Annotated in this window: 24 protein-coding genes and 1 tRNA gene; 9 read left to right on the forward strand and 16 right to left on the reverse strand. The window is 25.6% G+C overall.

Features of this window, described 5'->3' with window-relative positions:
* Positions 1 to 9 precede the first annotated feature (9 nt).
* The 5 genes from JXZ92_RS04120 to JXZ92_RS01145 all read right to left on the reverse strand — a co-directional run bounded on the left by JXZ92_RS04120 (position 10) and on the right by JXZ92_RS01145 (position 5,972).
* On the reverse strand, positions 10 to 1,005 hold the full coding sequence (locus tag JXZ92_RS04120; protein WP_205851947.1) for an ECF transporter S component: 996 nt from the start codon (positions 1,003 to 1,005) through the stop codon (positions 10 to 12).
* A gap of 42 nt (positions 1,006 to 1,047) precedes the next feature.
* Positions 1,048 to 3,171 (reverse strand): Tex-like N-terminal domain-containing protein, encoded by a 2,124-nt coding sequence (locus JXZ92_RS01130; protein ID WP_205851948.1) that lies wholly within the window; start codon positions 3,169 to 3,171, stop codon positions 1,048 to 1,050.
* A 5-nt stretch (positions 3,172 to 3,176) separates the two neighbouring features.
* Entirely contained in the window at positions 3,177 to 3,854 is a 678-nt protein-coding gene (locus tag JXZ92_RS01135; protein ID WP_205851949.1) for an NERD domain-containing protein, read from the reverse strand.
* A gap of 65 nt (positions 3,855 to 3,919) precedes the next feature.
* The gene (locus JXZ92_RS01140) at positions 3,920 to 4,942 is read right to left on the reverse strand and encodes an aquaporin (protein WP_205851950.1); all 1,023 of its coding nucleotides are present in this window, start codon (positions 4,940 to 4,942) and stop codon (positions 3,920 to 3,922) included.
* Positions 4,935 to 5,972 (reverse strand): 2-hydroxyacid dehydrogenase, encoded by a 1,038-nt coding sequence (locus JXZ92_RS01145; protein WP_205851951.1) that lies wholly within the window; start codon positions 5,970 to 5,972, stop codon positions 4,935 to 4,937. The genes JXZ92_RS01140 and JXZ92_RS01145 overlap by 8 nt, the downstream gene beginning before the upstream one ends.
* Positions 5,973 to 6,224: 252 nt before the next feature.
* Between JXZ92_RS01145 and JXZ92_RS01150 the strand changes: the two genes are divergently transcribed.
* The gene (locus JXZ92_RS01150) at positions 6,225 to 6,962 is read left to right on the forward strand and encodes a DNA processing protein (RefSeq protein WP_205851952.1); all 738 of its coding nucleotides are present in this window, start codon (positions 6,225 to 6,227) and stop codon (positions 6,960 to 6,962) included.
* Between the two features lie 20 nt (positions 6,963 to 6,982).
* Here the strand turns inward: JXZ92_RS01150 and JXZ92_RS01155 are convergent, their stop codons facing one another.
* The 3 genes from JXZ92_RS01155 to rplU form a co-directional block, all read right to left on the reverse strand.
* Positions 6,983 to 8,593 (reverse strand): CTP synthase, encoded by a 1,611-nt coding sequence (locus JXZ92_RS01155; RefSeq protein ID WP_205851953.1) that lies wholly within the window; start codon positions 8,591 to 8,593, stop codon positions 6,983 to 6,985.
* 114 nt (positions 8,594 to 8,707) lie between these two features.
* Positions 8,708 to 8,968, reverse strand: a complete 261-nt coding sequence (rpmA, locus tag JXZ92_RS01160; protein ID WP_174892985.1) for a 50S ribosomal protein L27 — start codon at positions 8,966 to 8,968, stop codon at positions 8,708 to 8,710.
* Between the two features lie 10 nt (positions 8,969 to 8,978).
* The gene (rplU, locus tag JXZ92_RS01165; RefSeq protein WP_205851954.1) at positions 8,979 to 9,278 is read right to left on the reverse strand and encodes a 50S ribosomal protein L21; all 300 of its coding nucleotides are present in this window, start codon (positions 9,276 to 9,278) and stop codon (positions 8,979 to 8,981) included.
* Between the two features lie 284 nt (positions 9,279 to 9,562).
* Between rplU and JXZ92_RS01170 the strand changes: the two genes are divergently transcribed.
* A complete protein-coding gene (locus JXZ92_RS01170; protein ID WP_205851955.1) occupies positions 9,563 to 10,834 on the forward strand; it encodes an MnuA family membrane nuclease in 1,272 nt (423 codons plus the stop codon).
* A 610-nt stretch (positions 10,835 to 11,444) separates the two neighbouring features.
* Here the strand turns inward: JXZ92_RS01170 and deoC are convergent.
* The 4 genes from deoC to JXZ92_RS01190 form a co-directional block, all read right to left on the reverse strand.
* On the reverse strand, positions 11,445 to 12,107 hold the full coding sequence (gene deoC, locus JXZ92_RS01175) for a deoxyribose-phosphate aldolase (protein ID WP_205851956.1): 663 nt from the start codon (positions 12,105 to 12,107) through the stop codon (positions 11,445 to 11,447).
* Between the two features lie 11 nt (positions 12,108 to 12,118).
* Positions 12,119 to 13,414 carry a pyrimidine-nucleoside phosphorylase gene (locus JXZ92_RS01180; RefSeq protein ID WP_205851957.1) on the reverse strand — a complete coding sequence of 432 codons (1,296 nt, stop codon included), beginning with the start codon at positions 13,412 to 13,414 and terminating at the stop codon, positions 12,119 to 12,121.
* 1 nt (position 13,415) lies between these two features.
* Entirely contained in the window at positions 13,416 to 14,120 is a 705-nt protein-coding gene (gene deoD / locus JXZ92_RS01185; protein WP_205851958.1) for a purine-nucleoside phosphorylase, read from the reverse strand.
* Between the two features lie 150 nt (positions 14,121 to 14,270).
* Positions 14,271 to 14,732, reverse strand: a complete 462-nt coding sequence (locus JXZ92_RS01190; protein ID WP_205851959.1) for an L-threonylcarbamoyladenylate synthase — start codon at positions 14,730 to 14,732, stop codon at positions 14,271 to 14,273.
* Between the two features lie 42 nt (positions 14,733 to 14,774).
* Here JXZ92_RS01190 and mutM point away from each other — a divergent pair, with 42 nt between their 5' ends.
* The 7 genes from mutM (at position 14,775) to JXZ92_RS04125 (ending at position 18,017) form a co-directional block, all read left to right on the forward strand.
* Entirely contained in the window at positions 14,775 to 15,623 is an 849-nt protein-coding gene (mutM, locus tag JXZ92_RS01195) for a bifunctional DNA-formamidopyrimidine glycosylase/DNA-(apurinic or apyrimidinic site) lyase (RefSeq protein WP_205851960.1), read from the forward strand.
* Positions 15,623 to 16,159, forward strand: coding sequence for an isochorismatase family cysteine hydrolase (locus JXZ92_RS01200; RefSeq protein WP_205851961.1), 537 nt, complete (start codon positions 15,623 to 15,625; stop codon positions 16,157 to 16,159). The genes mutM and JXZ92_RS01200 overlap by 1 nt, the downstream gene beginning before the upstream one ends.
* Positions 16,159 to 16,497 (forward strand): Smr/MutS family protein, encoded by a 339-nt coding sequence (locus JXZ92_RS01205; RefSeq protein WP_205851962.1) that lies wholly within the window; start codon positions 16,159 to 16,161, stop codon positions 16,495 to 16,497. The genes JXZ92_RS01200 and JXZ92_RS01205 overlap by 1 nt, the downstream gene beginning before the upstream one ends.
* Before the next feature lie 6 nt (positions 16,498 to 16,503).
* Entirely contained in the window at positions 16,504 to 17,001 is a 498-nt protein-coding gene (locus tag JXZ92_RS01210; RefSeq protein WP_205851963.1) for a dUTP diphosphatase, read from the forward strand.
* Positions 17,002 to 17,021: 20 nt separating this feature from the next.
* A tRNA-Leu gene (locus JXZ92_RS01215) sits at positions 17,022 to 17,106 on the forward strand.
* 266 nt (positions 17,107 to 17,372) lie between these two features.
* Positions 17,373 to 17,723 carry a type III restriction endonuclease subunit M gene (locus JXZ92_RS03665; RefSeq protein ID WP_241006856.1) on the forward strand — a complete coding sequence of 117 codons (351 nt, stop codon included), beginning with the start codon at positions 17,373 to 17,375 and terminating at the stop codon, positions 17,721 to 17,723.
* A 78-nt stretch (positions 17,724 to 17,801) separates the two neighbouring features.
* Positions 17,802 to 18,017 (forward strand): DNA methyltransferase, encoded by a 216-nt coding sequence (locus JXZ92_RS04125; RefSeq protein WP_308699351.1) that lies wholly within the window; start codon positions 17,802 to 17,804, stop codon positions 18,015 to 18,017.
* Positions 18,018 to 19,157: 1,140 nt separating this feature from the next.
* Here JXZ92_RS04125 and JXZ92_RS01225 read toward each other — a convergent pair.
* From JXZ92_RS01225 to JXZ92_RS04130, 4 genes are all read right to left on the reverse strand, one after another.
* Positions 19,158 to 20,501 (reverse strand): hypothetical protein, encoded by a 1,344-nt coding sequence (locus tag JXZ92_RS01225; RefSeq protein ID WP_205851964.1) that lies wholly within the window; start codon positions 20,499 to 20,501, stop codon positions 19,158 to 19,160.
* A gap of 127 nt (positions 20,502 to 20,628) precedes the next feature.
* Positions 20,629 to 20,907: a hypothetical protein gene (locus tag JXZ92_RS01230; RefSeq protein ID WP_205851965.1), complete on the reverse strand. Its 279-nt coding sequence runs from the start codon at positions 20,905 to 20,907 to the stop codon at positions 20,629 to 20,631.
* Entirely contained in the window at positions 20,888 to 21,637 is a 750-nt protein-coding gene (locus JXZ92_RS01235) for a hypothetical protein (RefSeq protein WP_205851966.1), read from the reverse strand. The genes JXZ92_RS01230 and JXZ92_RS01235 overlap by 20 nt, the downstream gene beginning before the upstream one ends.
* A 224-nt stretch (positions 21,638 to 21,861) precedes the next feature.
* The gene (locus tag JXZ92_RS04130) at positions 21,862 to 23,460 is read right to left on the reverse strand and encodes a leucine-rich repeat protein (RefSeq protein WP_205851967.1); all 1,599 of its coding nucleotides are present in this window, start codon (positions 23,458 to 23,460) and stop codon (positions 21,862 to 21,864) included.
* Positions 23,461 to 23,935: the final 475 nt, after the last annotated feature.

A 23,935-nucleotide genomic window follows, 5' to 3' on the forward strand; every position in this document is an offset into this window, starting at 1 on the left:
CTTTCTTTTTTAATAAACTAAATCTTCATTTTTATTAACTAACTTACTAATAACTGAGTATGTAAAGAAAATTACAAAAGTATTAAATCAAATTTTAATTGGACTAGATAAAATATGTTGAGAAATTCATATAAAAATATCTTTAATGTCACCACTACCTAAAGAGAGAAGATCAGCATAAGAAAGAACAGGAACATTAATTAGCTCTAAAAAGGCGCTAAAAACAATTATCGGAACTATATTTAAATATGTATTAGTATTTAAAATAAATCTACCTATAAATATAAATAAAATCATTAATACAAAACCTGCATTCATTATACCTATTAATCAATATTTATTTTGAATGATACCATTATCAATAACTTTTTCAGGCATATTTAAAACAACTAAAGTATTAATAGCTATAACTAAGATAATAAGCAATATTGATACAAATAAATAAATATTTTTTTGATATTGTAACGCACTTTCGCTAGCTACATATTTCTTTCTAGAATTTAATTCTAAAATTTTTAAAGCAATTTTTTCAGCTAAAATATCATTCCTTTTTAATTTTGCTTCATGATACTTAATCGATAACAAATTAATTTTTCTCATAGTTTTTTGTATTAAATATTCTTTGCTATAGGCTGTTTTAATAATGCTTATAAAATAAAATCCAAAAATACCAGATATGAGACCGTTAATAGCGGTTGCTAATGTATAAAAAGGATTATATCCAGCTGGGGGTATAAATAATAGAGAAAGAAAATCACTAACTATCCCAACAAAAAGACCTACCATAGGACCGAAAATAAAACCAGAAACTTTAATTGGTAAACCAATAAAAGAGAATTTATATGTTGGTAAATTCACAATCGGTACAAGTTGTGCAACTATTATCGTAAAACTAACCGAAATTGCAATTAAAATAGCAACAAACACCATTTTTTTGATTGTTCATTTTGGAAATAAACTAAATTTTTTAAAGCTTGTTTCGATATTATTGTTTGTTGTTTTCATATCTTTATTTTACATTATTTTATGTAATTTAATAACCCTTAGTTAGGCAATTTTACCACTTAGTCTATTTCTATCTTTTTCTATATTTAAGATTGTTGCTTTAATTGTCATTCCAGGATAATATTGATCAAATATCTCAACATTATTAGGTAAATTTAAGTCATTTAAATGAATAAATAATGTTTGTTTAATGCCGATATAAACAAAGAGCCCAAAATCAGTTATATTTTCTATTGTTCCAACTACTTCCGAACCAAGTTTAAGTTGTTCAAGATCAACTATAGAATCTTTTAATAAAAATCCTGATTTATTATTATCTATTTTTTTAAGTGGGTTTCTTAATGCGTCTAAAATCATTTCTATTTCAAATTTGTTAGAATTATATTTTTGAATCAAAGTATTTATATTTAAAAACGAAACATCTATGCCGTTTTCACTTGGTTCTAAGTTATAATCTTCAATAATTTTGTTAGCAAGATTGTAAGATTCAGGATGTATAAATGTTTTGTCTAAATAGTTATCAGAATTAAAAATTCTTAAAAAACCTATAGATTGTTCGAAAGTTTTATCACCAATACCTTTTACCATTTTTAGTTGATTACGGTTAGAAAAGTATTTTATTTCTTTTCTAAAATCAATAATATTATTTGCTAATGTTGAATTAAGTCCTGATATATAAGTCAATATTGACTTAGTTGCTGTATTTATGTCAACCCCTACTTCGTTAACAACTTTTTGAACTTTAAAAGTTAAGAAATTTTCTAATTCTTTTTGATTAACATCATGTTGATATTGGCCCACACCAATAGATTTAGGATCAATTTTAACAAGTTCATTAAGAGGGTCAATAAATTTTCTACCAATATTTATAGCACTTCTTTCTTCTACCGACATATCCGGAAATTCCTCTATAGCAACTTTTGATGCTGAATAAATACTTGCACCCACCTCGGACACAATAGTTCATTTAATGGTTAATTTATATTCTTCAACTAAGTTGGCGATGAACTTTTCAGTTTCACGTGAAGCTGTACCGTTACCTATTACAACTATATCAATATTATATTTTCTTATTAAATCTAAAACTATCTTTTTAGATAATTCTATTTTTTCTTGTGGCTTATGTGGATACATTTTTTGCTTAGTTATAAAATCACCGTTTCGATTTAGAACTGCCATTTTACAACCATTTGCATAACCTGGGTCAATTGCTAAAACTACCTTATCTTGAGTCGCCGGAGCTTTTAATAATTTTTCAACTGAATTAGCAAAAATATTAATTGATGATTCTTCCGCTTTACTAAATAAGTCACTAAAAATCTCTCTTTCAACTGAAGGTAATATTAAGCGTTTTAAAGAATCGTTTATAGCTTCAAAAATATTCTTTCTATTTACTTGTTTTCTATCAATATAATATAGCGCTGTTTTTAATAAATATTCTTGATTGTATTCAAATGTAATTGTAATTATTTTAAGTTTTACCCCTCTATTTATAGCTAAAATATTATGATTTTTAATGTATTTAATTGGTGTTTTTTTATCATAATAAATTTTAAATTTCTCCCCGTCATCAGATGCATTCTTCTTCAATTTAGTAGCGATTAGACCATATTTTAAAATTTGTTCTTTAATAGCTGTTCTAAGTTGAACATTTTGAGATATTCATTGAGCAATGATAAAGTTTGCCTGCTCTAGCGCAAACTCAACTGTAGTTACATTGCTGTTCAAATATTTTTCAGCTTCTTTTTCTTTATTAAAATTAGGATTTTTATTATCGTAAATTGATTTTGCTAAAGGTTCTAATCCTAATTTAATTGCTGATGTAGCTTTTGTAACTTTCCCAATTTTAAATGGTTCATAAATAGCTTCCAAATCTGACTTGACCTTTGTGGATAATATAGAATTTTCTATTTCTTTAGTTAATAATCCTTTTTCCTCTAATATTTTTAATATTGACTCTTGACGCTCTAATAATTCGTTAACATATTTATATCTTTTTTCAATTTCATATACTTGTTCTTCGTTCAAACCGCCGGTTTGTTCTTTTCTATATCTAGATATAAAAGGAACTGTATTACCTTCATTTAACATTTTTAAAACTGTTTCAATACTTTTTTTGCTTATTTTTAATTGTAATTCTAATTCTTCAATTGTTTTTCTATTCATAATTTTTACCTTTTATTTTTTAACATATTTTTAAATTTTATTTTTTCTCTAGTGGTTTTAATTTTCATTGCTTGGAATAAATTTTTAACATCTTCGTTATTAATAATTTTAGGCAATCTTTGAGATGATAAAATAAGTTTATTTATTGTTTCTTCTATATTATCTGAATTAATAAACAAAACATGACTAGGTATATCATTTATCTCTATTTTCGTGTTTTCTGGAACAATTACTAACGAAGCATACGGTATATTTTTTTTCAACATTTTTAAAACATGCTTGATATTATTTTCGTTTTGAAAAATAGGATTTTTAACCTTTATTTTCCTCTTTTTTCCTATACTTAAAAATATTTTTTCATTTTTAGCATTACCAGACAATATTCCGTTGTAAAGTTTATACTCACATACCACAATCATTGAATCACTAACTAAAAAACCATCTAGTTCATACTTTTTATTATCATACGAATAAATACCACCTTCAGAAAAAAGAAATGTTTTTTTATCAATTATTTTCTTTATTTTTCTATTTATCACACTTTCAAACAAAAAGCCTTGCTTATTTTTTTTATAATCTATAAAATACTTTCAAAAGAAATAATATCCGATTGATATAATAAATATTAAACCAAATAAAGTAATAAAAAATATACTTAAAATATAGTGCGTATATTGATTCATTTTTCTCCTAAAAAATATATTTAATATTATATATAAAAAATATCCCAAATTGAGATATTTAATTATTATTTACTAGAAGGCTTTTCCATATTTTGTGATTTGTAATTTTTATATGCAATTACTTTTACAACAAATGGGTTAACGACATATTTTGTTAAACCTTGTATAAAAATGTAGAATACAGGAGCAAGTAAATCAGCTAAAATCATTGTTATAGTAGCAGAAATTACTGAATTCATAACCGCGTCTTTTTGTTGAGCAATAGTCATACCATTTGCGGCCACAAGAGAATTAACTGATATATTGGCAGTATCTAAATTTTGAATAAATAAAGTTGAAACTTGTTGAGCAAAACCTCTAGCAGGGTTAATTGCTGCAGAACCACCTAAAATACCCATTCAAACACTCATTGAAATAATAAACATTATAAATAAATCACGATACTTATTATTTATATTTGGTGAAAAAATTGGGAATAATAAAACTGCTGTCATAACTAATTCAACAAATAAAATTCAAAATGTTCCAGCTGTACTCATTGTCGAAACACTTGAACTACCTTGGAATAAATGAAAAGCTTTTTTGGCAGCTCCTATGGTGGTTATTGGTTGATTATATAAAAATCCTTCAGGTGCAGTAGAACTACCGACTCCATAAATAATTAGTCCAGCAATAAAACCGCCTAAAAATTGTATTGATATTTTATAGGATGTATATCAACCATTATTTGTTCCGTTTAAATATCTAAATAACGAAACAGAGGGGTTTAAATCACAACTAAATCTTAAAAATATAAACAATACTAATCCAACTGCGATAAAACTAGCATAAAAACCAACGATAATTGGATGTAATAAATATTCTTCAATAACAACTGCTTTATTATTTAATTGTCCTACGGTCGTGCTTAAACCTGCTAATAAAAGTGATAATAATATTGTTCCTATTAATTCAGAAATACCATGTATTATTCAAGTTCTCACATCTTTAGGTTTTTCTGCATTTTCTCTTTTAGATTGAGAAATTTTGAAAAAACTAAATAAATTTTTAATTAGTGAAACTTTTTGTGCTTCTACTTTATTATCCATTCTTTATTTTTCCGTTATCCATTAAAACTAATGAATTTTCGAAATCTCCTTTTTGAGCAGCATCAGCATTATCAAGTGTAACTTTTGCAATTTGAGTTAATGCTAAATCTGTTAAAAATGCTTGGTGTGATGTTATTAATGTATTTGGTAACTCAATCAATTCTTTTCATTCAGGATCAAGTTCTTTTAATTCATCAATTCTAGAAGAAACATCTTCGTAAAATCTTCCTTCTTCTCTTTCTAGAACATCACTTGCAAGACCTTTAATTTTCCCACTTTTAAGACCTTTTAAAACAGCTGGAATATGTAACAATTCACCTCTAGCTGTATTGACAATAATAACGCCTTCTTTCATTTTTTCTACGGCAGCTTCATCAATTAAATGCTTTGTAGAATTAAATAATGGACAATGTATTGATATAAAATCACTTTGTGATAATAATTCACTTAGCGAAGCTCATTCAAATCCCATGTTTTTAGCTAAATCTGGGAAATTTTCTTCTGCAAAAGCATCAAAAACCAAAACTCTAGCACCTGTAGCTCTTGCAATTTTAATAAATGTTTGTCCTATTTTACCTGAACCAATAACACCAACTGTTGAATTTGCGATACATTTTCCATCTAAACTATTTAATGAAAAATTAAATTTTTCAACTCTTTGATTGGCTAGTAATAAATTTCTATTCAAAGCAGACATTGTGGCAAAAGCAAATTCACCAACACTTTCTGCTGAATAATTAAAAATTCTAAAAACTTTAATACCAAGTTCGTTTGCTTTTTTAATATCAATTTTATTGTATCCCATTGATCTTTGTAATCAATATTTAACACCTAATTTTGATAACACTTCTAAAATAACTTTATCACCATAAGTGTTAACGAAACCACATATTGCATCATATCCCTTAGCTAAAGAAACTGTGTTTAAATTTAAATTTTCTTTAAAATATGTAATTTCATGTCTATTATTATTGTATTTATCAAAATATTTAATGTCATAATCTTTTGCATCAAAAAATGCTATTTTCATAATAAGTAAACTCCTATATTTTGTAATTTGTCAAACTTTATTAAATTATAATATAAAATATTTGTTTTTATAATTGAAATTATTAATTTTATAATGCATAAACTAAATTAAAAACTAATAACTTTTTGTATCAAAATGACAAAAATTCATTAAAAGTTTAAAAAATAAATTTTATTTTTTGAAATAAAAAACATTATTTTAACAAATTTAGTCCGTTTTTACATTTTTTACACTTATTATTTGGAGGTAAAAATGAATGATATTATTTTATATTTTGCAATAAAATACAAAAACGATTATAAACTAATAATGAACGCAATTAAAAATAATGAAAAAATAGATAAAAATAATGAAAAAGAATATTTAAAAATATTAGAACAAAATGGCATCAATTTTTTAACTATTTTAGATGATAATTATCCTAAAAATTTATATTATCTTAAAGAACCATTGATTTGTCTATTTTACAAAGGAAATATTAATCTTTTAAATACTAGCAATAAAATTTATATTATTAACGAAATTTGAAATACTACCACAAACAAATATTTATTGAATAATTATAAAACTATAATAAATGATGCTGTAATAACAACATGTGATTATGCAAAAACTGAAAGAAAAATTGTTGATTATTTTAAAAATAATAAAGGTCGTATAATACACTTTGCTCAAAAAGGATTAGACTCTTATAATTTTATTAATTTTAATTCACTAAACGAACTAGTTATTAGTATATATCCACCAAATACTCACCCAAAGATAAGACATTTTTATGAAACAAACAACATTGCAAGTCTCATTAGTGATAAATTTTTATCATTTTCAATGCAAAAAAATTCAAAAACAAACAATTTAATTAATTGTTTTTTAAATTATGGAAAAGAAATAAATTGCTTCCCAGGTGTAGATATTGAAGACGGTAATAATCAATTAATCAAGTCCGGAGCTAAGCTCGTAACTTATATTTCAAGCATTTTACAAGTTTAAAACAAACTAGCATTTTAACACTAGTTTGTTTTATTCTTTTTTGAAGCAAACTTTAAAAAATTCATAAATAATTTATGTGGTTTTAAAGGTCTAGATGTAAATTCTGGGTGATATTGAACTCCAATGTAAAAATCCTGTGTTGGATCCTCACATGATTCTACTAAATTGTGCTCAGGATTAAAGCCGGTAAACTTAAATGTTTCATCTTCGATATCTTTTATATATTTATTTTGAACCTCAAATCTATGTCTATGTCTTTCGAAAATATTATTTTTTTGATAAAACTTTGCTATTTTAGAATTAGGAATAAACTCTGTTTCATAATCTCCTAATCTCAAAGTTCCGCCAATATTATCATTTTCACTCTTTCCATCAATAAAGTCAAGAACGTAAGTTTCATTAAGTTTATCGTTTGCAAATTCTCTTGAAGTCGCATTTACAATTCCTTTGCGTCTTGCTTGTGCAACAGTCATAGCTTGCATCCCTAAACAAATACCTAAAGTGGGTATTTTATTTCTTTTACAAAAATCGGCCGCTAAAACCTTACCTTCGAAACCTCTTGCGCCAAAACCTGGTAATATAACAACTCCGTCTACATTAGAAAAAACTTCATCTAAATTTTCGCTATTTAAAATTGAAGAATCTATAAATTCTAAATTCAAATTAACACCTAAATGAATTGCTGATATTTCTAACGCTTCATTTATAGATTTATAAGCATCTGTAAACGAGGTATATTTACCTAACATTTTAATATCAACTGTTTTACTTCTTGGTAAATTAACTTTTTTAATAAAATTTTCTCATTCTTTTAGTTTTGGTTTTTTATCTTTTAAATGAAAATGATTTAAAATATTTTGAACTACTTTCTTAGATTCTAAATAAAGTGGCATATCATATATATTTTTTAAATCAGGAGTTGAAATAATGTTTTCAATGGGTAAGTGTGAACTATTAGCAACCTTTTTTATAATTTCGTTAGGAACCAAATAATCTGATCTTAAAAATATCATATTTGGTCTTACCCCCATTCCCTTTAATGCAGAAACTGAAAATTGTGTTGGTTTTGTTTTGAAATCTTTAGAAGTTTTTAAAAAAGGAACATATGTAACATGTATAAAATATGTATTATCTTCATTTTCATAACTCATTTGAGCTAACGAATAAATAAACGGATTAGATTCGATGTCTCCTACAGTTCCCCCAATTTCGACGATAACAAAATCTTTTTTATACTTATCCTCTATATTTTTTATTATTGATATTATTTCATTTGTTACATGCGGAATATATTGAACTGTTTTTCCATTATAAAAACCCTTTCTTTCTTTATTCAATATATTTTGAAAAATTCTTCCGCTTGTATAATTAGAATCTTTGCTAAAGTTCTCGTCAATAAATCTTTCATAATGACCTAAATCTAAATCTGTTTCTCCTCCATCTTTAGTGACGTATACTTCACCATGTTCATAAGGAGACATAACACCAGGGTCAACATTTAAATATGGGTCCAGTTTTAAAACAAAAATTGAAAAGCCTCGTGCTTTTAATAAATTACCTAAAGATGCAGCAGAAACTCCCTTCCCAAGTCCTGAAATTACACCACCGGTAACAAAAATAAATTTACTCATTTTTCCCTCTTTCATTTGATTTATAATAATTGTAATTACTTAAATTTAAAGTATAGCATCATTCAAAATAATATAAAAAAATAAAATGAGTTATTCCCATTTTATTAATTAAATTTATTTTTGTCTTTCAGTGTAAACAGAAACATACTTTCTATTTTTTCTGCTTTCGTATTTTACATATCCGTCGATTTTTGTAAATAATGTATCGTCTCCACCACGTCCAACATTTAATCCTGCATGAATTTTTGTTCCACGTTGTCTATAAATAATTGAACCTGCTGTTGCAAATTGACCATCACCTAATTTAGCACCTAAACGTTTTGAATGCGAATCACGACCATTTTTGGTAGATCCACCAGCTTTTGTCTTTGCCATTTTCTAGTTATTATCCTTTGATTTCAGTAATTTTAACACGTGTATATGGTTGACGGTGCCCTAATTTTCTTTTATGTGTTGATTTTGCATTATGACGATATACAATAATTTTTTTAGCTTTACCTTGTTTTTCGACTGTACCTAATACTTTAGCATTTTTTAAGAAAGGTTTACCAATTTTATCGTCTACTAATAAAACTTTTGTAAACTCAACTGTTGAACCTACTTCGGCTTCAATTTTTTCAATAAAAATTGTTTGACCTTCCTTAACTAAAAGTTGTTTCCCACCTGTTTCGATAATTGCTAACATGCAATACCTCCATTAAAGTGGCTCGTCCTTAGGGTGAGCTTAGCTTCTTTATAAACCCATTTGGTACGGTTACTTAAGAAGTAACATATTCATTATATCAAAAAATATTTTTTTTAGTATTTTAAATATATATTTTATTAAATAAACTTTGTTTTTAATATTAGGAGTAAATTAAGCATAACTATAAATAAATTTGAATTATGAAAAAGTTATAAATAGTATTAATTTCTAACTTAATTAATATATAATAAAAACATTGAATAACAAGCAATAAAAGGAGAAATATGTTTAAAATAATTAAAAAAATCTTGCTTTCTTTTGGAAGTTTAACTCTTTTAGGTTTAGGAATTGGCGCTTACTACATTTACAAATGAGTTAAGGATAAACCTAACAAAAAAAATAACAACGAAGAATTACAAAATAATGCTGGTTATGAAGCGAATAATTCTGACTCAAAAATAAAATTAAGTAATGATGTGCGTTATTATAAACCACAAAATGTTACCAGAGTCGGGCACTGAAACATATTAAATTTTGGTGGAGACACATCAAATAAAGGTGGTTTAAAAGTAACAGCAATATCACAAGCTATAATTAAAACTAAATTAGATTTAGTTGGTTTAACTGAAATTAATTACGATGACGGAGATAAAGTAGATAGAATACTAAAAACTTTAAATGAATTAGATTCTAAATCAAAATGAAAATCAATAATTCAACCAATATCTGATTCAAATCCTAGTTCAAATAACGCAACTAAAGAACAAATTGCAATATTATATAAAAGCACTGTTTTAACACCAGAAAAATTTAATAGCGATAAAATTGGCGCATCATTCGGAACAGAAAAAGCAAATGATGAAAAAAATGTACAAAGATCATTTAAGCGCCCAATATTCGGAGTTCTTTTTAAAGATAATTTATTAGACAAAAAAATAACAACAATATTCGGACATTTAGATAGTCCAGATGTCAAGAAAAATAGTGATGAACAAACATCGAAATACTCAGGACAAGGAACACAAGAGGTATTTGAAGCATCAAGATTAGCTAATGCTTTTGATTATTTTGAGAAATTAACAAATCAAAATTCATCAATTATTTTTGGTGGTGATACTAATATAAAAACTCAAAATAATGAATTATTTTTATCTAGCGATTTTAAAAGTAGACAAATAATAAATTACTATGATGATATGAGAATTAACCAAGTAAATAATGTTAAATCTTATAATAAATATGAATATTATGAAACAAGTTTAGGATCTAAAAAAGGTTATGCAAATGCATATGATAAAATATTATTTAAAGAAAATAACTTAAACATAATTACTGAAGCAGAAAAATTAAATAATATGGATATAAAATATAGAAATTCATGATTTAAACTTGACTTAATAAATTCTTTTAATGATGGTTTTTTTGATAAAAACCAAATGATTAAACTGTGAAAACAATCTCCGGCTTATAAAACACACGAAAATTATAAAGACTTCGAGATAATTCGTTCACAAATTTCTGACCACACACTTGTATGGGTTGATTATGAAAAATAAAAAGTAAATATATTAAAACTTATAAAAGTTAGGAATTTTTAACTCCTACTTTTATAAGTTTTTATTTTAATATTTGACTATTTTAAATATTTTTAAAAAATAATTATTACGTAAAGTTAAAACTATAAAAGTAACAATTAGAGATAAAAAAACTTATTTTTAAAATGTCCATATTTCCACTAACATTACCCTAATAGCATCATATGAGTAATAAAACCTATAAAAGCTAATACACTTGATAAAATCCTTAAAATGATAATAGTAATTATTTCCGGATTAGTAAATACTACCTCTAATAATAGAACTAATAAGTATAATCATAAAAACTTTACTCAATAAAATTGTTAAAGCAATTTTTTATTAAACTCATTTTGCACCTTTCATTTTTTAATTATTTCATCATATTTTTTTAAAAAACGGAAGTAAATAATTAAATCTGCTTTAAAATCTTGTTTCAAAATAAATCAAAGTGGGAAATTAAAGTAAATAATAATACTGTTTTGATTTAAATCATATTCGAATGTTTTCGAGCTCAACTTATCTATGGTAAATTAGAGCTCTATAATAAAACAAAAATCTAGAACTTATATTTCTAGATTTTTCCTTTTAATTAATATCCGCCTTTAGAATCTTTACCCTCAACAATTGCTACTGAACGGCTTGTTCCAAATCTTGTAGCACCTGCGTTATACATTGCAATTAAATCATCCATATTACTAATTCCACCTGCAGCTTTGATTAATAAAGCATCTCCAGCAACACGTTTCATAATTTCAACATCTTTTAGATTTGCGCCTCTAAAACTAAAACCTGTAGATGTTTTAATAAATTCTGCTCCTGATTTCATAACAATTTCTGTTGCTTTTTCAATTTCTTTTTCAGTCAATAAAGCAGTTTCGATAATAACTTTTAATACATGTGAACCAATTGCTTCTTTAACTTTTTTAATATCGTTTAAAACGTATTCATAGTCACCTTGTTTAAATTTACCAATATGAATAACCATGTCAATTTCATCTGCACCGTGATCTATAGCTAATTTTGCTTCTTGAGCTTTGGCTTGTGTAATCATAGCACCTAAAGGGAAGCCTACAACACTAGTAATCCCTACTTCGCTACCTTTTAAATTTTCTGCAACATATCTTACTCATGAAGAATTAACACACACTGTTTTAAAATCGTATTTTTTGGCTTCGTCTATTAATTTATTTAAATCCTTTTCTGTTGCTTCAGGTTTTAAATATGTATGATCTATCATTTTATTGTAATTCATCTCTCTTCTCCTTATTTTAATTTACCTAAAATAATTTTATTTTCAACTTTGTGTTTATTTATTTTATACCCTTGTTCTAATTCAGAAACTAATTCTATCGATATTGGATTTGATGAGTATAAGTTAAATAAAACTTCACCTTTTTTAACGTATTCATTTGTTTTTTTAGCAATACTTATTCCTGCCTCAAAATCAATTGAATCCTCTTTAGTTTTTCTACCAGCACCTAATTTCATAGCCACTATACCAAATGTTAAACTATCAAAAATTTCTACATAACCTTCTTCTTTTGAAATAACTTCTAATTTATATTTCGGATTTCAAAAGTTAGGGTCTTTTAGCGCTTCAACATCACCGCCTTGTAATTTTATAAACTCATAAAACTTAGCGAGTGCACTTCCATCTTCGATTGATTTTTTAACAAGCGCAATACCTTCTTCATGTGAGTTAGCAATTTTTGATTGTTCTAAAATTGTTACACATGAAGAGTAAACTAATTCATTAAAATCTTCAGGACCTTGACCTTTAAGTGTTAAAATAGCCTCTAAAACTTCGTTTTTATTACCAATTTCTCTACCAATAGGTCTATTCATATTTGTAATTTCAGCTCTAACATCTACATTTAATTCTTTACCAATGTTTATCATTGTTTGAGCTAATTCAACAGCACTTTTTTCATCTTTCATAAAAGCACCATTTCCGCATTTAACATCTAGTAAAATTGCGTTTGAACCTGTAGCAAGTTTCTTTGACATAATTGAAGAAGCGATTAAAGGTATTGCTTCTACAGTTGCAGTAACATCACGTAAAGCATATAATTTTTTATCAGCCGGCACAAGTTTTGAACTTTGACCAACAACTGCAATTTTATGTTCTTTTACTTGTTTAATAAAATCTTCTTCACTAACTTCTACATTAAACCCAGGAATAGATTCTAGTTTATCAATTGTTCCACCTGTGTGACCTAAACCACGACCACTCATTTTTGCAACAGGAGCACCTATTGATGCTACAATTGGGGCAACTGCTAAAGTTGTTTTGTCCCCAACTCCACCGGTACTATGTTTATCAACTTTAATTCCAGGTATTTCTGATAAATCAATAACATCACCAGAATACATCATTTCTTTTGTCATTGTTGCAATTTCTCTTGGTGTCATTGAATTAAAAACTACCGCCATTAAAAAAGCACTAATTTGATAATCAGGTGTTGAACCATCTACATAAGAACTAATCAAAAATTTAATTTCCTCATCACTTAACTCTTGATTTCTTCTTTTTTTATCAATAATATCAACTACTCTCATATTATTTTGCTAAATTTAAAGCAATCTCCATCATTTTTGTAAATGCTGTTTGACGTTCTTCTGACGAAGTTTCTTCGTGTGTAATTAAATTATCACTAATTGTTAATAAACACGCTGCTTCTTTACCTGTTGCTTCTGCATTTGTAAATAATGCGTATGATTCCATTTCGACACAAATGGCTTCAGTATCTTTAATTCTGTCTTCAAGAGGAACAACTGAATAAAAGACATCAGATGAATGAACTCTACCTTCGTTTAAGTTTATATTTAATTTAGATGAAATTTCTCTAATTTCATCATTTAATTTGTCACTTGGTTTAGCAACATTCCCTGGTTTTCCTAAAGCAATTCTTCTAAATGCGTCACCATCAGCGAACGCTTCTGTTGCAAGAACCACTTCGTATAAACCTAAATCTTTTTTATAAGAACCTGCAGATCCAATTCTAATAATTCTATCTACGTCATAAAATTTAAATAATTCGTATGAATAAATTCCGATTGAAGGACAACCCATTCCACTTCCTGCGACTGTTACAGGTTTTCCTTTATATGTTCCGGTATACATAAACATATTTCTAACTGAATTTACTAATTTATATCCTGGATCTAAAAATGTTTCGGCAATATATTTAGCTCTTAACGGATCTCCAGGCATAATAACTGTTTTTGCAATTTCTTCTTTTTTTGCACTAATATGTGGTGTCATATTTTCTCCTATTTCTAACATTGTAATTTGGGTTATTTACATTGCATTTTACAAAGGAATATAATAGACTAGTATTAATATTAAAAAATAACCAATATTATTTTAACACTTTAAAAATAAAATGGTTATTTTTTGTTTTTCATACCATAATTAACGCTTTATAACTTCGTTTGTATCTAAATTTATTAATATGCTTGGGACGTTAGTTCCTGGTCCGAAATCATAAACGTTTTTAACTTCCGGAAAAACTTCTTTTGCTTGTTCAATTTTAATTGGAGGAAATCCCGATTTATTAGCACTTGTCATATAATGTGGACCATTTTTTAATAAAAAATCGATTAATTTTTTATTATTTGGCATTCTAAAACCCTGATTATTTACTATGATAGTTGTCGCTCCCGGCCATTCTTTTTGTGCTATTTTTTTTGCTGTTTGATTAAATTGACCAAACTCTAAAGCTTGTTCTATTGAACCAACTAAAATTATTATTTTTTTATTAGAAGGTCTATTTTTTAAAAAATAGATTTTCTCCAAGACTTCATCATTTACTTTACCACCAATACCAACAACTGTATCAGTACTACAAATTATAATATCATCAAAATTATTCATATAATTATTTTAATACTTTTTAATATTTAATATAATAAAAGCATGCCAGAATATCCAGAAGTTACAGTCGTGCAAAGAGCATTAAACAAACATGTTCAAGACAAAAAAATATTAAAAGTAGAAGTTAAAATTTCAAAATTAATAAAAAATACAGATGAAAAAAATTTCATTAGTTTTTTAAAAAACAAAATAATATCTAATATTGAAAATATTGGTAAATTTTTAATATTTAATTTTAATGATAAATCAAGGCTTATTTCTCATTTGAGAATGACAGGGAAATATTTTGTTAGAGATATCAATGACCCTGCTTTATATGCTTATAGAGGTGATTGTATTTATTTCACATTGGATAATCAAAAAGTACTTGTGTATAATGATTCAAGAATGTTTGGAAGTTTTGAAATTTTACCAAGCGAAGATCAAAGAAGTATTTACGAAATTAAAAATCTTGCTTTTTTACCTGAAAGTGTAGATGTTGATGCATTATTTAATAAATTAAAAAGAAAAACAATCAGCATTAAAAAAGTTCTTTTAGATCAATCTCTTGTTTTAGGAATTGGTAATATTTACGCTGACGAAAGTTTGCACATGACAAAAATTTATCCAATGACTCCCGCTAATAAAATAACAAAAAATGAACTTAAACAACTTTTGATTAATGCTCAAAAAGTAATGGATCAAAGTATTATTCATAACGGTAGCACAGTTAATTCATATGCATCGGTCAACGGAATTAGTGGTGAGTTTCAAAATTTCTTAAAAGTTTATGGAAGAGAAAACCAAATATGTAGCACTTGTCAAAGGGATAAAATAGTTAAAGTAAAATTAGATTTTAAACCTAACGGCAGAGGAACAAGTTATTGTCCAACATGCCAAAAGGAGAGATAATGCAAAAAAAACTAACTATAGTAGTAGATATGTTGAATGGTTTTGCAAAATTCGGACCACTTTCGAGTCCGTTAATTAAAAATATTATCCCAAATATAAAAAGCGTTTTAAATAAGGCGGAAAACATCATTTTCTTAGCAGATGCACATAGCGAAGACGATCTTGAAATGAAATCATATCCTCCGCATTGTTTAAAAGGTACACCTGAAGCCGAAATAGTGGAAGAGTTAATTGATTTCGTTGAAGAAGATAATAAAAACGTTATTTACAAAAATACAACAAATGGTTTCTTCGAGATTAGACCCGATTATTGAGATAGATTTAATAGTTTTGAAATAGTAGGGTGTTGTACCGATATTTGTATTTTGCAATTAGCTTTAAGTTTAAAAATGTGATTAAATAAAATTAATTCAGATAAAGAAGTAGTTGTAATAGAAAATTCTGTAGCAACATTTGATTCTAAAAACCATAACGCAAAGGAATTTCACCAAAACGCATTAAATATTATGAAAAATGCAAATATAGTGATTAAATAATGAAAAACACAATTGATATACACGGCTTCACACATGAAGAAGCATTACCAAAAATACAATTAAAAATTTTAGAATTGTTAAATAACAAACACGATCATATCAAAATAATTACAGGTAGAGGAACAGGGGTTTTACAAAATTCAGTGGAAAATTTTATTATTGAACACAATAAACACGATGAAATAAAATTGTCTTATACAGTTACTAATAATGGCGGTACCTATATAATAAGAAAAAACAATGATATAGAACAAGATTATTGCTATGAAGACGATTATTACGAATTAGATCAAGAAGATATTGATAGTATTTTCGAACAAATAGATGATTGAAGATAGGAAAAGATGAATTTAGAAATATTATTTGAATTGCAAAAAAAATTAGACGCAAAGATACATCAAAAGAGAAAAATAACACACCCTGAATTTAGCGATAAAAATATAAAAACACAAAAAATGCTTGCTTTAATTATTGAAGCAGCCGAATATGTTAATGAAGTTCAAAGTTTTAAATATTGAAAGAATAATAAAAACATTAACATTGAAGCAATTAAAGAAGAATTCGCTGATTTAATGCATTTTTTGATAACTATAGGGTATGAACACGATGTAAACCCTAATTTTGAACCAAAAATAATTAGCAATGATATAAATGAACAATTTAAAGAATTATTTATAAGTATAAGTAATTTAATTTCTAACTCTAATTCACAAAATGTAATATATGTATTTGAAATAGCCTTAGGTTCATTTACTATGCAAGGATTTAGTTTTTCCGAACTATTTTGATCATATTTTAAAAAGAATCAAAAAAATTACAAAAGATTATATTCAAATTATTAATTATAGTATAATTTAAATATGCCTTAGTGGTGGAATTGGCAGACACAGCGGACTCAAAATCCGCCGGAATTTTCCTTGCAGGTTCAAGTCCTGTCTGAGGCACCATATATATTTAAAATATACCAAGTAGCAGCTATGAAAATAGTTGCTATTTTTATTTAGATTAAATTTATTTAAAAAATTTACTATTTAACATCATATAATTTAAACTTTTAAGAAAAATTGCTAGTTGCATATAAATTTACACATTATATTATTTATATGAGCAATTATATTTAATTTGTTGAATTGGTAAAATTACTACAATAAAATAATTTGACTTTTAAAATTGTTTATAATTAAAATATATTAAATTATAAAAAGGGATAAATATGGAAAATAAAGATTATTCTCAACTACTTGAGGATTATAAAAATAAAATTGATGAATTATCGGTAAATGATTTAAACAACGATCAAAAAGCAATATGTAAAATGATCTTAGAAATCTTACTTGATAAAACTCAATTACAAAACGTGTACCAATTTTTAATGCAAAGAGTAAAAATTGGCTTTACATTCGATTCAGCACCTGAAATTAATAGCAAAACTATTTCAGTGCTTAAATACAACAATAAAAAATCTTTTAGATTCAATGAATCTAAAAGCGAAAACACCTTGATCATAGGTAAAAACTACGATGCTCTTAAAAATTTATTAGTAATAGAGAGAGTCGCGGCTTAGATTATAACTACGATGTAATCTATATTGACCCTCCTTATAACACAGAATCAGCACGTACAGACGGAAATAACTCTGCAAATGACAAAGAAAATATTTTCGCTTCAAAATTTATATATCGTGATAAATTCATCCGTAACGGTTGACTTAACATGATGAATGAAAAAACTTAAATTGGCTAAGAAACTTTTCAAAGATGATGGAGTTATTTTTGTATCGATTGATGACAACGAACAAGCATATTTAAAGGTCTTGATGGATGAGATTTTTGGAGAAGAGAATCTTGTGCTAATTTAATTTGAAAAAACATAATTCACAAAATGATCCAGTTTATGTGGAGAGTAATCATGAATATATCTTATCTTTTTCTAAAAATAAGTTAAATACTAAATTAATAAAAAGTAACTATGATTGCATTTTCTAAAATATTATAGTTAGGTTTTTATAAAATTTTTATAATCATTAAATATTCTTCCAACTCTAGAAGCATAATTCTCTATATAGTTTTTTTATTTAACACATTCACAACCTTATCATTTATCTTTGTTGCTATTTCATTTTTTAATATTTCTTAACGATAAAGCATTAGTATATTTAGAAAAAGAAATGATACAAATTCTATTATTAAATAAACTCGATGTTTTACATCACGTACCATTTATTAGGGTAGCCGTTAATTATAGATTCTCTCATAGAAAATTATAAAATATCTCGCTTATCATATTTTTATTAATAGTTCTTCTTTTTACAGTTTAATAAAGTAACAAAATATAAAACTTAATTAATTTGGTTTAAAATAAATACTATGTTGATTATGTAATTTATAATTTTTCATAGTTAACAAAGATAATAAAAAGTGGCCAGGGCATCATATAGTACTCTGGCCTAATCTTACCATTTTTATTCTAGTACAAGAATAGTTATGCAAGAAAAATCTTATAAATAATATAATTTTCTCATATTTATTAAAATGTATTCTTATATCGATAAATATCTATTACACCAAAAGTACATTAGGTATAAATACATAATAAATGATTTCATAGTTATTAAGATATGTTTTTAATTAACACTCTTACTAGGTCAGATTATATAAAAATAATTTTTGACTTTATAAAATTTTTCTTTTTATTACTTGTTTAAAGTAGTTAAAGTAGTGTATTTTAACTTCGTTAAAATCACATCATAACACATATGTTACTTTAAAATTCAAGATATACTTTTTGAATTTTAAACCAAAACTCTCAAATATATCTTGTTATATATAACTATAATATAAATCTTTTTTCTCGAATTATATTTTATGTCTTTAAAATAAAGTGTAAAAATAAATATCATTTATCTAGATCTATTCATAATAAATTTATTTTTAAATATTTATTAATTTACAGATACAAAATAAGAAAAATAACATTTGTAACTTGTTTCTACCATCTATTACCTTTTAAAATCTGTTTCTTTTGATTTATCAGCACTAAAATAACTTTCTTTTTTAGTGAATGGTTCATAATCATTACCCCAACCCACCAAATTCAATTGATTTAATTGATTGTTAAAACCTTCCAAATCTTTTGATTTATCAATGATTTTGTTTTTATACCAAATATATCTTGAATTTGTTAGATTAAGTTTTGATAAATTCAATCTACTTTCTCTTTTAGGTCTATAATTTTCACCTCAAAGATAATTATTTTGCTCTTGAATAAATTTTAGGTGCTCATTTTCTTTATTTTTTTCTTTAGCAGCCTTAATTTCATCATTGTAAGTTCGTGGTTCTTCAACTTTACTTAAAGATAAACTATGTTGTCTTGAAAATTTAAGATAGTTATAATCTCCATTTTGATCTAATGGTTCAAATGCATCTTTTAGTTCTTCAAGATTTCTTAAAAATAAATCTTCAAAATTACCTAAATATTCAATTTGGTTTATTTTACTTAAAGGACTCTTTGGATCTGTATTGAAAGGGTCAAAGTTAGGGTCTATAGCCTTTTGAAAATATGTCATTCTTAAAAGTCAAATGAATAAATGATCTGAACTTGATAATTTTTCATCTAAATTCATATAATCAGAAGTTAATGTATAAACAAGAATATGAGAACCATCTTGATCAATTAAAACATTTTCATCAAGTTTTAAATTATCAAAAATTTCAGGATATTCTTTAATTCAAGTTTGAGATGCATTTTTGGGCAAAACTAATTCTTCTTGGATTGAATCAGTTTCCTTTGATTTTTTAAAGGCCATTGGTAAGGCATTTATATTAATTCTAAACAAAGGATGTGATGTTTTTGGTTCGGAATAAAAAGAATAGTTTTGTAAAGGGATTTTTATATATATAAATCCCTTATGATCAATTAGTGGAACGTTAGTATTTTTAGCTTGTTTTATAAATTCTTTTGATAAAGCATATTGATAGGCTTCATAGGTATTTTGAGAATAATTATCTTCATAAAACTCATCTAAACCACCAAATGTTTCTAAATTGTAATCTTGTTTAGGGTCAATTTTTTTAAATTTAAAGCCTTCTTGATCATCTTCAAGTAATCTTGAATAAAAGTTAGCACCTGCAATTGGTTCTTCTCTACCATTTCCAATTGTAGGAGGGGTATTACTATCAATTCTACCCTCTTTACCATCTAAATCCTTAGTTACAAAATATTCCCTTTCCTTCAAATAACCATTTTTACCCCCATAATGTCAAGGGAAAAACTCATAAGGTGATATTTTGTTTTTCATATCATAATTTCTATATATATCTCAATATCCTTTAATGTTACTCATCTTTAATATCCTTTTTGAAAATTATTTACTTAATCTTTTAATTTTATATGTTCTTCTACTTTAGTTTTTTTCGTATTTTCTTTACTTAATATTCAACTCCTTTTGTAATCTTTTAATCATCAAATTATTAATAATTTGTTATATTTTTCATTTTTAAATCTAAAAAAGTTGAATTTTCTAAAAATCAATTGTTGATATTTATATCATTAGATCTAAACATTCAAGTATCACCTAACTTTGTTATTACAAACACTAAATCTTTAAATCTATATTCAAAATTGTTATCAAAACTATACATGTTTTGATATTCAACTTTATAATCTAAATCTTTGAGTAGTTTTCTAATCAATTTATAGTAATATTTATATTCTCAAACAGTTTCAAACCTATTTTCAATATTCACCATACTCTGCTTCCAACTCTTTTTGTTTTTGTATCTTTTCTTCTCTTCTTTTTAGTTGTCAAGCCTTTTCATGTTCTTGAAATTCAGGTGAGTCTCATATTCTTCAAACTCTATTATTTCTACCAACATTTTTATATCATTCAAAATATTTTTTCAATTCTTCTCTGGTTTTTTCAATGTTTTGATCATTCATAAATTTTTGAATATATTTTTCATTTACTAAATTTAAAAGTCTTTGTGTTTCATCATAGAAAGAAGTACCACCTTTTAAATCCTTACTATCTGAAATATATATACTCATGAATAAAGGTCTAATTGCCAAATTATCATCACTAATTATGAACAATAAATTACTCTCATAATCAGGTATAAAATACCAATTTGGATGTTTAAGTGTTAAGTTATGGATTCTTTCTTTATCCATCTTTGAATAATTATTCTTATGAACACCCATAGTACCATAGATACCATCAAAATCTCTACCAACAGATTTAATGAATTCTGAATGGATTTTGAAATAAGCATTTTCCCCCTGAAAGTCTCTAACAAGTTTCAAAGTGTTTGTTCTAAAAGCCTTTAAGTGTGCTGAGTTTTTATATTTAAAATCTTTAGTATTACTATCAAATAGTGCTTGTAATATATAAAATCTCATCTCAACATTATTATCTAAATTTAAAGGGTTTATGTTATTAAAAAAACTTCTTCATAAATCCTTTTTTAAAACATTATACATCTTTTGAACCCCCTTCTTTTATAAAGAATTTATCCCCTCTTTCAATTATAATATAATCTTGTTTTCTTTAATTATTTTAAAATAACTTATTGAGGGGGATTGAAAACAAATAGGTTAAACTTAATTTTTTTATTTTTGTATTTACTATTATAGAATTATTTTGATGAAATCTCCTTATTTTGATTTCAAAGTATAAAATTAATTAGAATATTTTCTAAAAGTCGTTACTGGCCTCATTCTTCACCATCGACAACTATATCATAAAATTCTTCTTCTGTTAGAGTTGCAGGTACTATTGACATGGAATAATCAAGCGTATATATATGTTCAAAGGCGAAAGAATTAATTCATTTAACTTTAGGCATATCAATTGTTATTAATGATGTGGCGCCAATAAAAGCACCCAAGTAAATTGTTTCAACATTAGGCATACTTATACTTGTTAAAGATTTATTTGAATCAAATGCAAATTCATTAACAATAGTCACGTTATCTGGTACTTCGACATGACCGGAAGCTTTTAATCCGTCTATAAGGATATTATCAATAATTACAAGTTTATCAGACCTTAAATTACGTAAGTTTTCAAAGAATTTACAGTCATAAAAAGCATGTGTTTGTTTAAATTCCAATATATGTTTTTTTGGCATCACAACATTTTCTAAAGATGTCGTAAAATCGAAAGAATAGTTGAAAATTTCAGAGACATTCGGCATGTTTATACTTGTTAAGGATCTATTAAATGAAAAAGCACTATCGTCAATATATTTTACGTTTGGAATATTTACACTTATAAGTGTTTCGTTTTCATAAAATGCTTTTACGGGAATATATTCTACATTAGGCATATCTAAATGCAAAATGATTACATCTTCAGAAGCTGACAACGATTCTTTAAGCATTCATTTAATTGAGTGTCCGTTTTCTATTGTTTTTAATATTTTATATTCATTTTTTAATATTTTAGATTCATCATTTTCATAATATCGTTTTACGTTTATTTTTTCTATATAATTATTCTCAATAAATTTTGATATATTACTTTCATCAATTGTTAAATATTCTATTTTTTCATATTTGTCATTTAAAGTTTTAGGTTCAATACTTATATTTTCTATACTTCCTTTATTTTTATCAATATTATAATTTTCTAAAAATATAGTTTTTAGAAAAGAATTTTTACAAGCATATTCACTAGACCTACGTATAGCTTCATTAGGAATCTCTACATTTGTCAAATATCTTGAATAAGAGAAAACACCACCGTAAAATTCAATGAGTTTGGGCATGCTTACACTTATTAAGGAATTATTAAATGAAAAAGCACCCTCGTAAATATATTCTACATTCGGCATATTTATACTTGTTAAGGATCTATTAAATGAAAAAGCACCATCGTAAATATATTTTACGTTTGGAATATTTACACTTATAAGTGTTTCGTTTCAAGAAAACGCTTGCTTACCAATATATTCTACATTAGGCATATCTAAATGCAAAATGACTACATCATCAGAAATTAATAATGATTCTTTAAGCATTCATTTAATTGAGTGTCCGTTTTCTATTGTTTTTAATATTTTATATTCATCGTGTAATGTTATTCCATTTATTTTTTCTATATAATTATTCTCAATAAATTTTGATATATTACTTTCATCAATTGTTAAATATTCTATTTTATCAGGTTCGCTATCATTCTTACTATTTCTTTTTTTCTCTTCAACTCTACCTATTGCTACAATAGTATCAGGTTTGCTATCATTCTTACTATTTCTTTTTTTCTCTTTATTGCGAAATAAGTTTATTAAACTTGAAAACATTTTGATTTACCTCTATTTCTTACTAAATTTTATTACATATAAATTATATAATATAAAAAATAAGTTCATATTCTTTCAAATAAATAAATTCCCTCCTAATGAACCCTTAATATAATCAAGTTAGTCATAAATTGACATTAAATATTAATCAAATGTATGATATAAGTGAATTCCCTAATAAAATGAGTGAGATTATGAGATTAATATATAAATAATATATTTAACAACAAAAAGACTAGTTTAGCTAGTCTTTCCTAAAATGAAATATCAAGTGCAACACTCTTGTGCTTGGTATTTTTATTATATCTTAATGATCTAAAAAATCTTAAATTTATTTAAAAAAATCAATATTTTTGTTTTGTTGTCAATATTAAAAGTTTTTTTGTTTCACTTTTTTAAAAAAGTGAAAACTTTGTTTCTTTGGTTACAAAGAAACCCACCCTTCGCTAGAAGGGTGTTTTAAAATTGTTTTGTT

The organism is Mycoplasma sp. CSL10137 (genome assembly GCF_017116845.1).
Classification (GTDB): Bacteria; Bacillota_I; Bacilli_A; order Mycoplasmatales; family Metamycoplasmataceae; genus Mycoplasmopsis.